The sequence below is a fragment of the uncultured Flavobacterium sp. genome (genome assembly GCF_951805225.1).
GTDB lineage: Bacteria > Bacteroidota > Bacteroidia > Flavobacteriales > Flavobacteriaceae > Flavobacterium.
This window is the reverse complement of the sequence record NZ_OX638201.1, coordinates 2,193,731-2,208,331: the sequence shown is the minus strand read 5'-3', so window position 1 is coordinate 2,208,331 and position 14,601 is coordinate 2,193,731. Positions and strand designations below refer to the sequence as shown.

General features: G+C 37.4%; 12 protein-coding genes. 8 read left to right on the top strand and 4 right to left on the bottom strand.

The features are described from left to right. Positions 1-2: 2 nt before the first annotated feature. On the bottom strand, positions 3-1,388 hold the full coding sequence (locus WN975_RS09125; RefSeq protein WP_337966263.1) for a RagB/SusD family nutrient uptake outer membrane protein: 1,386 nt from the start codon (positions 1,386-1,388) through the stop codon (positions 3-5). A gap of 9 nt (positions 1,389-1,397) precedes the next feature. Then, on the bottom strand, positions 1,398-4,421 hold the full coding sequence (locus WN975_RS09120) for a SusC/RagA family TonB-linked outer membrane protein (protein ID WP_337966262.1): 3,024 nt from the start codon (positions 4,419-4,421) through the stop codon (positions 1,398-1,400). A gap of 474 nt (positions 4,422-4,895) precedes the next feature. Here WN975_RS09120 and WN975_RS09115 point away from each other — a divergent pair, with 474 nt between their 5' ends. Then, the gene (locus tag WN975_RS09115) at positions 4,896-5,273 is read left to right on the top strand and encodes a helix-turn-helix transcriptional regulator (RefSeq protein WP_337966261.1); all 378 of its coding nucleotides are present in this window, start codon (positions 4,896-4,898) and stop codon (positions 5,271-5,273) included. Between the two features lie 45 nt (positions 5,274-5,318). Here the strand turns inward: WN975_RS09115 and WN975_RS09110 are convergent, their stop codons facing one another. Together WN975_RS09110 and WN975_RS09105 are read right to left on the bottom strand one after the other, a co-directional pair. Then, positions 5,319-5,495 carry a histone H1 gene (locus tag WN975_RS09110; protein WP_144219336.1) on the bottom strand — a complete coding sequence of 59 codons (177 nt, stop codon included), beginning with the start codon at positions 5,493-5,495 and terminating at the stop codon, positions 5,319-5,321. 77 nt (positions 5,496-5,572) lie between these two features. Further along, entirely contained in the window at positions 5,573-7,246 is a 1,674-nt protein-coding gene (locus WN975_RS09105) for an AraC family transcriptional regulator (protein WP_337966260.1), read from the bottom strand. 332 nt (positions 7,247-7,578) lie between these two features. On the opposite strand from WN975_RS09105, the gene WN975_RS09100 reads away from it, so the two are divergent. The 7 genes from WN975_RS09100 (at position 7,579) to WN975_RS09070 (ending at position 14,595) form a co-directional block, all read left to right on the top strand. Next, positions 7,579-8,184, top strand: a complete 606-nt coding sequence (locus WN975_RS09100) for a hypothetical protein (protein ID WP_337966259.1) — start codon at positions 7,579-7,581, stop codon at positions 8,182-8,184. 337 nt (positions 8,185-8,521) lie between these two features. Continuing rightward, positions 8,522-9,391, top strand: a complete 870-nt coding sequence (locus WN975_RS09095) for a helix-turn-helix domain-containing protein (protein WP_337966258.1) — start codon at positions 8,522-8,524, stop codon at positions 9,389-9,391. A gap of 56 nt (positions 9,392-9,447) precedes the next feature. After that, positions 9,448-10,641, top strand: a complete 1,194-nt coding sequence (locus WN975_RS09090; RefSeq protein WP_337966257.1) for a hypothetical protein — start codon at positions 9,448-9,450, stop codon at positions 10,639-10,641. A gap of 197 nt (positions 10,642-10,838) precedes the next feature. Next, entirely contained in the window at positions 10,839-11,300 is a 462-nt protein-coding gene (locus WN975_RS09085; RefSeq protein WP_337966256.1) for a hypothetical protein, read from the top strand. A gap of 179 nt (positions 11,301-11,479) precedes the next feature. Further along, the gene (locus WN975_RS09080) at positions 11,480-11,764 is read left to right on the top strand and encodes a DUF4134 domain-containing protein (protein ID WP_223704658.1); all 285 of its coding nucleotides are present in this window, start codon (positions 11,480-11,482) and stop codon (positions 11,762-11,764) included. Positions 11,765-11,776: 12 nt separating this feature from the next. Beyond that, positions 11,777-12,091, top strand: a complete 315-nt coding sequence (locus WN975_RS09075; RefSeq protein ID WP_337966255.1) for a DUF4133 domain-containing protein — start codon at positions 11,777-11,779, stop codon at positions 12,089-12,091. 32 nt (positions 12,092-12,123) lie between these two features. Beyond that, complete coding sequence (locus tag WN975_RS09070; RefSeq protein WP_337966254.1) at positions 12,124-14,595, top strand: TraG family conjugative transposon ATPase; 2,472 nt, start codon at positions 12,124-12,126, stop codon at positions 14,593-14,595. The last annotated feature ends 6 nt before the right edge of the window (positions 14,596-14,601 follow it).

Here is a 14,601-nt window from a genome sequence, read left to right as displayed (position 1 = left end):
ATTTAGTATCCCGGATTCTGCGGTTTTAGATTAGGATTTGCATTAATTTCTGCCTCGGGAATTGGAAAAAACTGGTCGGTGGCATTCCATCCGGCCTTTATATTTCCAAGAGCGCTGTTAAGCTTTCCATTTCTTTTGAGGTCAAAAAAACGGTGGCCGTACTCTGTGAAAAGTTCATGTTTTCTTTCTTCAAGAACGGCATCGAGTATTTCGCTCTGTGTCTGTGCCTGGGTATCTGGCAGGCCTGCTCTTTTTCTGATTTTGTTCAGGTCCTCTTTGGCTCCGATAAGATCTCCCTGCATAACCCTTGCTTCAGATCGTACTAAAAACTGTTCGGAAAGCCGAAGCACGACTGTGTATTCCTTTGAAACTGATGTATCAAAATTTTCTTTATATTTATAAGGATGGTGCCAGGTTCCCGAAGCATCCTTAACTTCTTTTGTCCAATACGTTCGGCGAAGGTCGCCGTCCGTAAATGAATTGTACAGACTGCTGCTCATCCAGACAAACTGCGGTGGGCCGGCGGTAAATATAAAATAGGCGCCGTCAGCGGTGTTTTTGCCGGCTGTGCCGGAATGAAGCTGCCATAATGTTTCTTTAGAGTTTAAGAGAAATGTAGAGTTTATATTTTCAACGGCGTAAAGGCTCTGGTTATTTATCACCGCTGATGCTGCATTTGAGGCTTCGGGAAATTTCCCGCTAAAGAGATAGATTCTGGACAGAAGCGCCTTTGCAGCATACTTATTTGGACGAATGCGAGGTGAGGCTATATAGGATTCAGGAAGTAGATCTACGGCAGTTTCCAGATCAGTGATAATTTTTCCATACATCTGTTCAGAATCCATTTTGGAAATTTTACTATTTGTTTTGTAATCCGTACCCGAAACATACGGTACGCTTCCAAAAATGTTCAATAAATAAAAATGCTCCAGAGAACGAATAAAAAGTGCTTCGCCGGTCAGCTGGTTTCTTTGGGCCTGCGTCAGCGACAAACTGTGTTCGCAACCGCTGATAATTGAATTGGCGGCATAAATCTGATTATAAGCAGAATTCCAATAGTCCGCAACTATAGTATTGGTAGGAAGGAGTGCATTAGCGTAAAAGCTGAAACTTGGATTTGACACACTCTCATTGCTTATCATCTCATCGGAATAGCAGGCAAGATGATTTGATATTCCAATGCCATCACCTGTTAGCATTCCCCTGTCTCTTATTTTTGAATAAATATCGGTAAGAGCCGCTTCGGCAGTGTTATAATTTTCAAAAACAGATTCTGTGGTTAATTGTGATTTTGGCAGATCTACTTCCACAAAAGAATCGCAGGAAACAGCGACTAGCAGAATCATAAATATTAAAGATCGGGATGCAAATAAAAATTTTGTTTTCATAACCGGATATTAAAAAGTTAATTGAATTCCTGCCGTAATTACTTTTAGCGGAGGCAGGTAGCCATAGGTTGTAAATTCAGGATCGCCGTCATCATATCTGGTAAAAGTCAGCAGATTTTGCCCCTGAAGCATTATCGTGCATTGCGTATCATTAAGGCTCAAAGGGAGTTTATAAGAAAGGGCAATGTTTTTAAGTCTTATAAAGGAAGCGTCGGTAATAGAGGCAGTGCTCTGGTTGAACAGGCTGTTTGCGGTTACTGCCGAACTGTTAAATCCTGCTGTATAGATCTGATATGGACCAGTATCCCCCTGCGAAGACCAGCTATCCAAAAGCCTGACATGTTTGTTGGACATTGTTCCAGCTGACGACATGGAATAGGCTTTGCTGTCCTTGCTTACAAACTGGAAGAGGAAATCCAGCGACACACCCTTATAAGCTAGCCTGTTTTGAAGGCCACCATAAAATTTAGGATTCAAATCTACAATTATCTGCCTATCCTCAGCAGCTGTCAAAAGCCCATCCTTATTGAGGTCTTCAAACTGATAGATTCCCGTCTGCGGGTTGACTCCGTTAAATTTGTATAACAGCTGTATATTAAGCGGCTGACCGACCCTGTACTGCTGGCTGTAGGTTGAACTTGCAAGATTAGGAAAAGAAAGGAGTTTATTTTTAGCAACAGTTAAATTAAAGCTGGTGGTCCAGTTAAAATTTCCGCTGTTAAAATTGACGGTTCGCACCGTAAATTCAAATCCCCTGTTTTGTACGACCGCATCCAGATTGGCCTGCATGGATGAAAAACCGGTTGTTCCGGGAAGCGGAATACCGACCAGCTGATTGGAAGATTTGTTCTGATACCATTCCACGGTTGTGAAAATGCGGTCTTTGAAGAAACCTAATTCAAGCGCGGCTTCCAGTTTTTTATTTGTCTCCCATCCAAAATCGGAGTTAAAGAGCCTTGTCGGCGATAGGCCGGAAATTCCGTTATATAGTACTCCATTGACAGAATAAGTGTCGAAAAACTGATAATCGCCAATCTGATCATTCCCGGTGGTACCGTAACTGCCTCGTATTTTTCCAAAACTAAGGTACCTCGAATTCTGGAGAAATTTTTCGTTAGAAAACAGCCACGCAAATCCCAATGCCCCGAAATTCGCAAACTGGTTGCCTGGTCCAAATCTGCTTGAACCGTCGCGTCTAGCGGTAAGGTTTGCGATATATTTCTGTTGATAATTAAAGTTAATTCGTCCAAAGAAAGCCTGATATTTATACAGTGTTTCCTCATCCAGCAGTACCCTTACCGTTTTCGCTGCTGCCAAGTTGTATATAAGGCTGTTGGAAGTGAAGCCTGATCCAAAATTGGATATTTTTGTACCGCGCTGGCTTTGAAAAGTAGAACCAACAAGTACATCAATTTTAGCATTCTTCAGCTGCTTAATCCAGTTTATCTGCGGTTCTACAATCCATGAAGATCTATTTACATCATTCGTAAAAATAGAAGATTGTGAAGGTCCGACATTAAATGCGGGATTATATATAGTGGATGGAACAATTCTAGTTTCGGTATTGTCAAGATAAGTGAATCCGAAGTTTCCTTTGACTGAAAGCTCTCCTGTTAGAGCATAAGAAAGAACGGCATTTCCTGTAAGATCATTAACAGCAGATTCTGCTTTTGTGTTTAGATTTCTAAGCGGGTTCTGCCAAGTATTGTTCTCCCAGTTAAGATTTCCGTCCGTAGTATAAAGGGCGGGAGCATTTGGAGGAAGATTTCTGGCATCGCTTGTAAAATCGTAAGAAGGCAGGTTGTTATCCTGGGAATTGAATCCCGCAGAGAAGTTAAGTAAAAACTTTTCATCTTCGGATTTGTGGTTCAAACTAAAATTGCTTCCGCCCTTTTTATATCGAAACTGACCGGGAAAAACGGTTGTTTCTGTATGATAAGAGCCATTTAATAGAAATTGGGTATTGTTTGAACCGCCTGACACTGATGCCTGCAAATCATTGATCAATGAAGTACCTCCTATAAGTTCTTTCTGCCAGTCAGTATAGCGGTTCTGGTCCCAAATGCCGTTAATGTCGTAATCTGTAGCACCATATGCAGTTCTGCCATCATTTATAAAGGCCTGCCTGCGGACAGCCAAGTACTGATCGGTATTCATAAGGTTAAGAAATTTAGTTACCCTGCCGGTTCCTGTGGAAGCAGAAACATTAAATTTTGTTTTTCCTGCTTTTCCTTTTCTGGTGGTAATCAATACCACACCATTTGCTCCTCTTGAACCGTATATAGATGTTGCATCAGCATCCTTGAGCACTTCAATGCTTTCGATTGCATCCGGATTAATGCTATTGATAGGGCTGACTAGAGTTGGAAATGTTGTCCCTGTATAAGAGGAGCCGATCGGCTCTGAAGAGATAGGCACACCGTCAATGATGTACAGCGGTGAATTGGCGTCAGATCTGAGGCTGTTTTGTCCCCGTATTTTGATATCAAAACCTCCGCCAGGCACGCCTGTAGTCTGCGTGATACTGACTCCTGCCATACGACCCTGCATTGCGGCCAGCACATTAGTGACAGGCTGGCTTTCAATATCTTTAGATGTGATTCGTGAGATGCTTCCTGTGCGTTCGCTTTCCTTTACGGAATAATATCCGGCGTTGATCCGCACTTCCTGAAGGTCAGTAGCATCAAACTGCAGACGGATATCAATAGCAGTCCTGCCGTTTATAGGAACAAGGGAAGTTTTGAATCCTATAAAAGATACAATTAGTGTATCCTTGGGGGAAGCTTCAAGGGAATAATGGCCATTGTAATCTGTAATTACGGCTAAATTTTTATTGCTTTTTAAAGTGACCGTAACTCCGGGCAGAGGAGAAGAGCCGTCATTTACGATACCCTGAACCAGATGGCGCTGGTAAGGGAGTATTTCGGAATTTCGAAAATTTCTGGAATAGACGGTGGAAAAAGTCAATAAAATGCCTGTAAAAATAAGGCCATAAAGGACCTTTCCACCCTTGTAAAATGAAAAATAATTCATAATATTGGATTTGGTTAGTTAAATGGATATTTGATTAGCTAAGGTCCTCTGCTCTAGTTTGGTCGCTGCAGCTGAGGGCCATTTTTTATGTTTTATAGATAAGATTCATAGGTATTATTACATAGTTAGACATTGATGAAACGCGATTATTTCAAATTAAAAGAAGATGGCTAAGAATATAAGAGAGTAAAATAAAAAAGCGTGGAACTCATCTTACTGCCTTTGAGGTACTGGTATACCGGGGAACAATAAGTGAGCCCACGCCAATAGACGTGAGCATCTTACTTATCATCTCGTCCCCGTTAAAAATTACCAGTTTTCAAAAGCGAGATTCAAAGCGAATGCTTCAAATATTTTATGAAGAGTCGCAAAATTACATCATTAGATGTATTGATTGTGACAAATATAACAAATTTATTTATTCAATACAAATTTGTATCGAATAAATAAATCTTTTTTCCCAAATTTTACTATATGGGAAAATCTAATAAAATAGAGTTAAATTTAATTAATCTGCAAATCGGCTGTGTTCTTCGATTAGCTAGATTAAAACAAAATTTATCCCAGGATAAGCTTGGTGGCAGAATAGATTATACTTCAACAATGATAGGTCGTGTGGAACGTGGAGAAAGTGTAAGTGGATGGGATAAAATTTACACTATTAGCAAATATTTGAATATTAGCTTTAATTCTTTATTTATATTGAAAGATAAGGATACTTTAATTTCGATTGTTGAAGAGTCCTTTAACTTAGAAGTAAAATTGACACAAGAAAAAATTGATTACTATAACTTTCTGAAAAAAACTTTAATAAATCAGTTCATCTTATTAGAAAAGGAACGAATAAAATAACAAAAAGCTTTCATGAAGATGAAAGCTTTTTTTCTGAATTATATTTTATTTCTTAGACTCCTCAATAGAAACTTTTCTAAACTCTTTTAAAAGTTTTTCGATTTCTAAAGATGATTTACGAGCTCTAGCGCCTGCAGCTTTAACTCCTTTTTCAGCTACTGCTTCAGATTCTGCTTTAAATGTTTCGATTTCAGCGTTGATTTTTGCAACAAGGTCCTTCATTATACAATTTTTTTAAATTAAGTGAGCAAAAGTAAATTTTTGCCTTAAAAGAAAACGGTATTGCTAAAAAAATATTCTCATGAATTCTCTTTTTTCAATTCCTTAAGGAAATAACTGAAAGAAATCCCCGTTTTAGAGAGGAATGCATTAGTAAATCGGGGAGTGGAAGTAAAACCGGCTTCCTCTGCCAGTGAGCCTATGGAGTAATTTCTATGCATGCTGGAGTTTCGCAGCAGTTCCACCAGATAATCAATTTTTAAGTCATTGATATAATCAGCAAAACGCTTGCCGCTGCGATGGTATATCACTTTTGAAAGGTATTTGCTGTTTGTATTAAACCTTACGGTTAAAGTGGCCAGCGTTACCTCTTTTTGCAGGAATTTTTTATCCCTTTCAAATTTTTCAAGGTGTTTTATTATCTGCTGTACAGTCTCCTGCGAAATATCGGTTATTTCGAATTTATCGGGTGACGGTTTCTGGAAGGCGCTCTTTTCATTTTTTTCCAGAAGCAGATCAAATTTGATCTTATTGCGCTTTTTGGTTTCAAAGTGGTAATAGGTCCCGTAGATAACAGCGGAGAATAGAACGACAACTACACTGATCAAAATTACGTCATAATATTTCTCTTTTACAAGTTGCTGCTGTATTTTTTCTTTTTCACGGAGAATTTCTTTTGTGTCATATTCCTTGTGAATTTTGCCCATTAGGTATTTGTTGGTATCTGTTAATATAGAATCTGCTTTTAAAAGCTGGTCTATATAATACAGCTGGGATTTCAGGTTATTTTCTTTCTTGTAATATTTGATCATTAATTCAAAAACTTCTCTTAAATCAGGACGAATGTAGCCTTTCTCAACAAATGCCTTTTCCACCTTTTTGAAATAAGGGACAGCTTTTGCAGGATGCTGAAGTTTCCAATAGTTTTTTCCAATGTAAAAATTGGCAATTGATTCATTTGCAAACTCTGTCATGCTGTTTAACTGTGGCATAACTTCCTGAAGCAATTGAATAGAAGTGTGATAATTATTTAGAAAGAACTGGTTGATTCCTTCGGAGTGCTTAAAAAATAATTCCATTTCTGGTATATTAAGCCGTTCACATTCTTTAATTCCAAATGCATTAGTTTCGGAGCATTTATTGTAATCTCCAATCTTATTGTAACAAACACTAAGTGAATGCAGTGAATTTAAATAGGGGCGGGGCTGATTTTTTTTAAAATGTTCAATGCAGTCATTAAAAAGAGAAATGGCTTCATCATAAAATCCGAGGTAAAATTTAATCTGGGCAATATGATATTTGGTTTTATAAATCAGGTAATCATTATCAGTTTTGGAAATGTTTTCATTTGCAGTTATATAACAATCATATGCTTTTACATAGTTTTTCTGGCTGTAATAGACTATTCCTTTGGATAGCTGAGCAGATCCAATCAGTTCAGGACTTCTTGACTTTACAGCTGTCTGCACCATGCTGTCAGCGTATTTTAAACGGAGAATCATAGGTGACTGATGCAGCATATTTTGATATGCATTAACTAACTCTTCATGATTCTTTTCCCTGCGCGCTTTTTTTAAATAGGCATATAAATATGGAGATGCTTTCAGGCTGTCATTTTTGTACTGATAAATTTTATCATCCAGATAGCCATAACTTTTAAAAATAAGGGAATCAGGAATTCTGTTTGGAGTATTCTGGGCAGTTAAAGATTTAATTATAAATAGAAGCAGCAGTACCGATAAATTACATTTCATAATACATAGAAATTTGGAGTTTATGCTCTGATGAAAGCATAAATCAGATTAATAAAAAAGAATGTAGAGGCCATTGGAGAGCAACTTTCAAAAATAATGTAATTATTTGAATTTCAATATTTAATGTAAGAAAAATACATTGTTGATTTCATGGAAATCGACAGTGGATTTTCCGAAAATCCACATACATGTCCTTGATTTATGATTTTTTGCAATTTAGATTTGCCTTGAATTCAACAGCAAAAGATTCAGTAAAGTACTGAGCAAAAGTTCTGCTGGCCCGGGTAAAATGGACTGAGACAAGTTCTCAATTAACCAAACCATTTTGCATTATGAAAAATTTATTATTAACTGGTTTAATTATTTTATTAGGTTCATGTTCAAATGACGATTTTGACAATTCTGATTTAAGATTGGTTTCCAGCCAAGCAATCAACAAAGAGAAAACTGCAGATTTTAAAAACGGGTCTGCTTTAGAGGAAAACTTTAAGGAAGTTCCGGCGGGAGATTACCTACTTCTGGTTCCTGCCCAATTAGAAGAAAAGATCATTTCAGTATTAAAAGCCCAACCTGGGCGAAATGAACTAAAGACTTTTGACAAAAGCACTTCTGATTTAGACACAATTTCTTCTACGGAGGATCCCGTCTCAACATTATTTATAATTGTTGATGAAAGTACACTGGGATCGTCATTGAAACTTGATCTGAAAGGGTATATAGTCAGTCTCGGAAATCTCCGCGGCCAGCAGTACCAAATTGTGGATGATTTTATAATTCAATATGAGATTTCAAAAAGACAGGATTCAACACTTCTAACAGATGAAAAGGAATCCATTTTATCTATTTCCTCAATTTCGGAGGCAGTTTTATTTAGCGAAAAGGACAGAAAAGACAGAGATTGGGAGACATCCACCACCAGTAAGAGTTCCAGACATTAATAATGTAACGACGTAATTGAAGTTGAATCACTTCCTACTTTAATATAGTTGATTAATAATTTTCTAATCTACCTGATTTATGAAAAAGAGAGCTTTGTTTTATATTTTATTGTTCCTTTTTAATCTTTGCAGCCTTTATTTTATAATGAAGCTTTTTGCTGCTGATCAGCTGGTACAGTACGTACTTTACGAGGACAATATAATTGAGAGTCCGAGATTAACAGCGTATATTTTATACGTATGCTGTTTGTCTAATTTATATTTCCAGTTTTTTACATGGATGGAATATTTTTTCAAGGATGAAATATAAAATGAGATCTAAACTAAAATAACAAAAATGATTAGAGAAATCTTAAATACTGAGATTAAAAGCATTGAAAATGATGGTATTGATGTAGTCTACATTACAGACTATAGGGCAAAAAATATTGTACCGGTCCCATTTTCCGTTTCAAATTTTTCAGTGCTTTTAATCAAAAGTGGTAAAATGAACATCAGATTTCATGACGAAACTAATATAGTTAATCGGAAAGATTTACTGGTAATCCCATTTAATTCCATTTGCACCAGGCTTGAAGCGACGGATAATATTCAGCTTTATCTTGTAAGGACAAATTTTGATTTTGCATTTAATAATTGTTATGAGAAAGAGCTTTCGGATGCTTTTAGTTTTCTAATGTTAAAATCAGATCGAAAGATTAGTCTTCAGGAAACGGATTTTAAAGTTTTGTCACTTATTTACAAATTAATGTATGTATTGCAGAACAGCAATGACAAACCGGAAGTAATTACTAAGCTGCGCCGGATATGCTTTAATTTATTTATATATGAACTCAAGTTTATACATTCGAAATATAAACCCGACTTAAATCTTGACTTTTCAAGAAGGGAGAGCATTGTAATACAATTTCTGACTCTATTATCAATACATTTGAGAAAACAGCATCATGTTCAGTTTTATGCAGGAGCATTATTTATCACTCCAGGACATTTGAATAAGATGGTAAAAGAAAGCACAGGTAAAACAGCTAAAGCATTTATAATTGAAGCTCTTGTCAATGTTTCAAAAAATCTTCTTACGGACTCAAGCTATTCCGTGGCTAATATTGCCGATGAATTAGAATTCAGCAGCGCTGAAAACTTTGGCGTATTTTTTAAAAGACATACTGGTATGCTGCCAACCGAATTTCGTTCTAATAAAAAGTAAGCTGCCAAGATAGCTCCTTATTCTGCCAGAGATTGTTTAATTAAAACGATAAGACGATGATTAAAATGTATCCTTTGGAATGGTTTGATTCGTTGATTATAAATTCATTTGATGCTGATAATTCTTCTGTAAAAATATCGGAATATGAATTGGAGAATTTGAGTAAAACAATAGTATCTGAATCAAAAAAAATTAAAATTCATATTAAAGATTCTTTTTTCGAACTGAAAAGTAAAAGGCAGATTAGACTTCTTATAAGAAAATATCATTCTTCATTGGTTTTTTTAATAGACAGGGTAGTAGAAATAAGAATGATCGAAAAATTCAATTCTCCTGAATTTTTTAGAATATTTGACCTGATCGTTAGTTCCCTGGACGATTTGCTGTCATTTGTAGAAATCAGATATTCGTCCTTTATGAGTTTGGACCAAAGGGTGTCCTACAGCTATTTTTCAATTTGGGAAAAAGAGACACTAGAGGTTTTAAAAAATGTGATTAAAAAAAAAGAAAATACTGGGGAGAATGATCCAGAATTGGAATTTGTTGTTAATCTTCTTACTGCGCCACTTCAAAACAGCAGAAAGAGTAAGTATACCTATCGTCAGATTTTGTATTATAGAGAGATAATCATCGAACTTGAAAAATTAAATTATCCAGTTACGGAATCTGAAGGTTTTTCAAATCTTGATCTTATGCTTATAAGAATGAATTTTAATTCCAGAGAATATACCGAGAGACTGGTTGCTAGAATAGGCAGGTATTTAGATGGTTTTGAAAATTTATCTGAAAGACTTGAAAAGCTGCTATACTTCTGCAAGAAACTGTCTAAAATAAACGCAGATTTAAAATTAACCTTTAATCCATCTCAACAGAATCTTATTTCATTTTTGGAATACTGGTTCTCCAGTGAAATCAGATTTGCTGAAAAAAAGGCTGCAATTCTAATGCAGGAACAGATTGATGGTTCTGTCGGAAGTGAATTTGTGGAGAAGGCAGATTCAAAACTTGAATGTATACTTTCAGGAGATCAGATTGGACTTATTTTAAGGGCGACAGATGAGGCGAGAATTATTAAGGCCAAGTCTATGAACTACATATTTAAAAGTATAGTGCCTTACCTTTCTACTCCAGTAAAGAGAAATCTTTCGTACCAGTCAGTAAGAAGCAAATCATATAATGCGGAAGAGCGTGATAAGGAAATTGCGATTGAAAGTCTTGAGAAAATAATCCGCAAGATAAAAACGTATTAGATTTTACTGTCATGTTCAATTAGAAGACCCTAAAATTCAGGCACTTTGAAAGGGTACAAAAAGGGTACAGAAAAGTTGTACTTGTAGAAAACTCATACTAATCGTTCCTTTGACTTGTAGAATAAATCACATCAAAATTTAACGGATGGTGATTTTCATAGAGGAGGATAAAATGTTGAACGATAAAATGAGGAGCTATGTTTACAAATATTTCATGGGGCAGTTATCTGACTGCGGCTGGTATTGCTATAATTTTCTGGTATCTAATAATTTTACTGAAATTTCACAGTAGTGATTTAAAAAAAATCTTTTCAGGTGAAAAGAAACTGCAAATACCATTTCTAAAAAAAACTTCTAAAAATTTACAGGAAATAAAATCGATATCCGATTCATTTCCGAAATCTTTTGATACCCTGGAAGATGCGGAAAATCTATCGCTGCGTATTAAGGAAGCAGTTAAAGAAAGTGCAGAAAAACGACTAACAAAACAGCAGTTTCAAAACTACCTGCGAATGCTTCTGGATGAATATCCGTATGTCAAAATTTCCTCCCTCAGAGAAAACATTAACCAACAAATGGTCTTTGAATCTCAAAAGCATCCCAATCTGCTCTTAACGCTCAGCGAAGCAGACAGTCTCTGGGAAGGACCGGTATTTTAAAAAATTCAGAGGAGGAATATTCCCCGTTCTCTCTGGTGCGGTATGGCTTTATGTGACAGGAAAAATAGAGCAGCAACGGCGGTATTCCTCTTCTTTTTATTAAAGAATAACTTTAAAAATGATTTGTGATGAAAAAATGCAGATGGAAATTTAAAAGTCTTTTTAGACGATTTAGAGCTATGGGATCGTCGCTCCTGATGATTCTGGTTAGTAATGTTATTTACAGCCAGGATGGTGTGGCGGGAATTAATGAAGCCAACCAGAAAGTGAGAAGTTACTTTGATGCCGGCACTGAATTAATGTATGCGGTAGGAGCTATCCTCGGGCTGATAGGGGCAGTAAAAGTATACCAGAAATGGAATGCAGGAGATCCTGATACAGGAAAAGTCGCAGCCGCCTGGTTTGGAAGCTGTGTGTTTCTGGTGGTGGTAGCTACTGTAATTAAATCCTTTTTCGGGGTTTAAACGATAGAAAAAATGAGTAACAGCGTTTATTCGATCAATAAAGGAATCAATCAGAGTATAGAATTTAAGGGACTTAAAGCGCAGTACATCTGGTATTTGGGCGGAGGTGTTGTAGGTCTTATGATTCTGTTTGCTGCCCTGTATATAATTGGAGTGCCTTCCTTGATATGCATTGGTTTTATTGGAACGACAGGAGGTTTTCTTGTTTTTAAAATATACAGAATGAGTAATACTTACGGAGAATACGGCATGATGAAGGCTCTGGCTAAAAAACAGATTCCAAAGTGGATTAAAGTTTACAGCAGAGAGGTTTTTATGAAGTTATAGCTGTAGAGCGTTAATTATATAATGGAGAAAGGATGGAGAAGAGGATGGAAGATCTGCTGCCGGTTATGGCAGTGGAACATGATTGTATTTTATCAAAACAGGGCGATGTAACTATAGTTTTTAAGGCAGAACTGCCTGAAATTTTCACGCTGTCAGACCAGGAGTATGAAGCTTTCCACCAATCGTGGATTAAGGCGTTAAAGGTGCTGCCGAAGTTTTGTGTTTTTCATAAACAGGACTGGTTCTTAGAAAGTGCTTATAAAGCTAATTTTTCAAGTGAAGACAGCAGTTTTCTGACCAGAAGCAGCGAGCGTTTCTTTAATGAGAGACCATTTCTGGATCATTCCTGCTATATCATGCTGACCAAGAAACCAGCGGGAAGAAGAAATGCAACCTCATTGTTTTCTAATCTGCTTAGAAGTTCCATAGTTCCAGAGGAAACATTAAGACCGCAGCTTTTGCAGGATTTTGCAGATACTTGCGGCCAGTTTAAGAGAATTATGGAAGACAGCGGATTTATAAAGCTGGTGCGTCTGCAAAATGAATCGCTTAGAAGCGAGAGCAGAAGAATCGGGCTGGTGGAAAAGTATTGTTTTTTATCAGAGCGTGAAGATTCATTTGTTTTTAAGGATATCAGGTTTGACGAAGGATTAGCAGTAGGGGATAAACACTGCCAATTGTTTACACTTGGTGATGCAGCTGATCTGCCTGGATTATGCGGATCGAGAATCAACTTTGACCGCTATTCAACCGATAAGACCAAATTCAGCGTTGGTTTTGCTTCAACCCTTGGCCAGCTTTTATCCTGCAATCATATTTACAATCAGTATATCTTCATTGAGGATTCACAGAAAACCATCCAAAAGCTGGAAAGCAAGCGACTCAGACTGCAGTCACTCTCTGCCTACAGCCGGGAGAATATGATTGCCAGGGATGCGACGAATGATTTCCTGAACGAGGCAGTATCACAACAGAGGCTTCCTGTTAAAGCCCATTTTAATGTACTGGCCTGGAGCACTGACAAGGAAGAGCTGAAAGAGATTAAAAACAAAGTGTCATCAGCTCTTGCCCAAATGGATGCGGCAGCGAAGCAGGAAACTGTAGGAGCTCCGCAGATCTATTGGGCTGGAATGGCGGGAAATGCAGCGGACTTTCCGATGAATGACACCTTTGACACCTTTACTGAACAGGCGGTATGCTTTCTGAATATGGAAACGGGATATAAATCTTCGCTGAGTCCCTGCGGTATCAGGCTGGGAGACAGGCTTACTGGGAAACCAGTTCATGTTGATATCAGCGATGAGCCTGTTAAGATGGGAATCTGCACCAATCGCAATAAGTTTATATTGGGACCTTCGGGCAGCGGCAAATCCTTTTTTACCAATCATATGGTGAGAAGCTATTACGAGCAGGGAACGCATATTGTACTGGTGGATGTTGGGCACAGCTATAAAGGGCTCTGCGATATGGTAAACGGGTATTATTTCACTTACGATGAAAAGAATCCTATCCGTTTTAACCCATTTTATATTTCAGAAGGAGACAGTCTGGATACGGAGAAAAAAGAGAGCATTAAAACGCTTCTGCTTGCACTATGGAAAAAAGACGACGAAACCTTTAACCGGAGCGAGTACGTAGCACTCTCAAATGCCCTGCAGCTGTATTACGAGAAATTGGATATTAATGTAGAGATATTTCCCTGTTTCAACAGCTTCTATGATTTCCTGAAAGAGGATTTTATCTCGATTTTGGAAGGCGATAAAGTAAAGGAGAAGGACTTTGATGTGAATAACTTTCTCTATGTGCTCAGGCCTTATTACAAGGGAGGAGAGTTTGACTATCTGCTGAACGCAACGGAAAATCTGAATCTTTTGAAAGAACGTTTTATTGTCTTCGAGCTGGATAATATCAAAGATCACCCGATTCTTTTTCCAGTGGTAACGATCATAATAATGGAAGTCTTCATAAATAAGATGCGGAAGCTTAAAGGGATCAGAAAAATGATACTCATTGAGGAAGCATGGAAAGCACTGATGAAGGAGGGTTTTGCAGATTATATAAAATATCTTTTTAAGACTGTGCGTAAATTCTTTGGCGAAGCAATAGTGGTAACTCAGGAGGTGGAGGATATTATTTCTTCACCAGTGGTCAAGCAGGCAATTATCAACAATAGCGACTGCAAGATCCTTCTTGACCAGAGCAAATATCAGAATAAGTTTGACCAGATTCAGGAGCTGCTGGGACTTACAGACAAAGAAAAGGCACTTGTACTTTCTGTAAATAAAGCCAATGATCCAGCCAGGAAATACAAAGAAGTTTTTATCTCTTTGGGAGGCATGCTTTCCAAGGTATATCGCACGGAAGTTTCTCTCGAGGAATATTTGGCGTTCACAACGGAGGAAAGCGAGAAAGTGAAAATGAATGCCTATGCAAAGAACTTTGGCGGGGACATAAAGAAAGGAATAGCCGCAATGGCTCAGGACATGAGAAATGGAATTAAATGAAAAGGA

Bases quoted from the DNA above. Each gene is read 5' to 3' on its own strand.
- WN975_RS09085 (WP_337966256.1), top strand. From the start codon at position 10,839: ATGTTTACAAATATTTCATGGGGCAGTTATCTGACTGCGGCTGGTATT.
- WN975_RS09080 (WP_223704658.1), top strand. From the start codon at position 11,480: ATGGGATCGTCGCTCCTGATGATTCTGGTTAGTAATGTTATTTACAGC.
- WN975_RS09095 (WP_337966258.1), top strand. From the start codon at position 8,522: ATGATTAGAGAAATCTTAAATACTGAGATTAAAAGCATTGAAAATGAT.
- WN975_RS09125 (WP_337966263.1), bottom strand. From the start codon at position 1,388: ATGAAAACAAAATTTTTATTTGCATCCCGATCTTTAATATTTATGATT.
- WN975_RS09090 (WP_337966257.1), top strand. From the start codon at position 9,448: ATGATTAAAATGTATCCTTTGGAATGGTTTGATTCGTTGATTATAAAT.
- WN975_RS09070 (WP_337966254.1), top strand. From the start codon at position 12,124: ATGGAGAAGAGGATGGAAGATCTGCTGCCGGTTATGGCAGTGGAACAT.
- WN975_RS09105 (WP_337966260.1), bottom strand. From the start codon at position 7,246: ATGAAATGTAATTTATCGGTACTGCTGCTTCTATTTATAATTAAATCT.
- WN975_RS09075 (WP_337966255.1), top strand. From the start codon at position 11,777: ATGAGTAACAGCGTTTATTCGATCAATAAAGGAATCAATCAGAGTATA.
- WN975_RS09100 (WP_337966259.1), top strand. From the start codon at position 7,579: ATGAAAAATTTATTATTAACTGGTTTAATTATTTTATTAGGTTCATGT.
- WN975_RS09115 (WP_337966261.1), top strand. From the start codon at position 4,896: ATGGGAAAATCTAATAAAATAGAGTTAAATTTAATTAATCTGCAAATC.
- WN975_RS09110 (WP_144219336.1), bottom strand. From the start codon at position 5,495: ATGAAGGACCTTGTTGCAAAAATCAACGCTGAAATCGAAACATTTAAA.
- WN975_RS09120 (WP_337966262.1), bottom strand. From the start codon at position 4,421: ATGAATTATTTTTCATTTTACAAGGGTGGAAAGGTCCTTTATGGCCTT.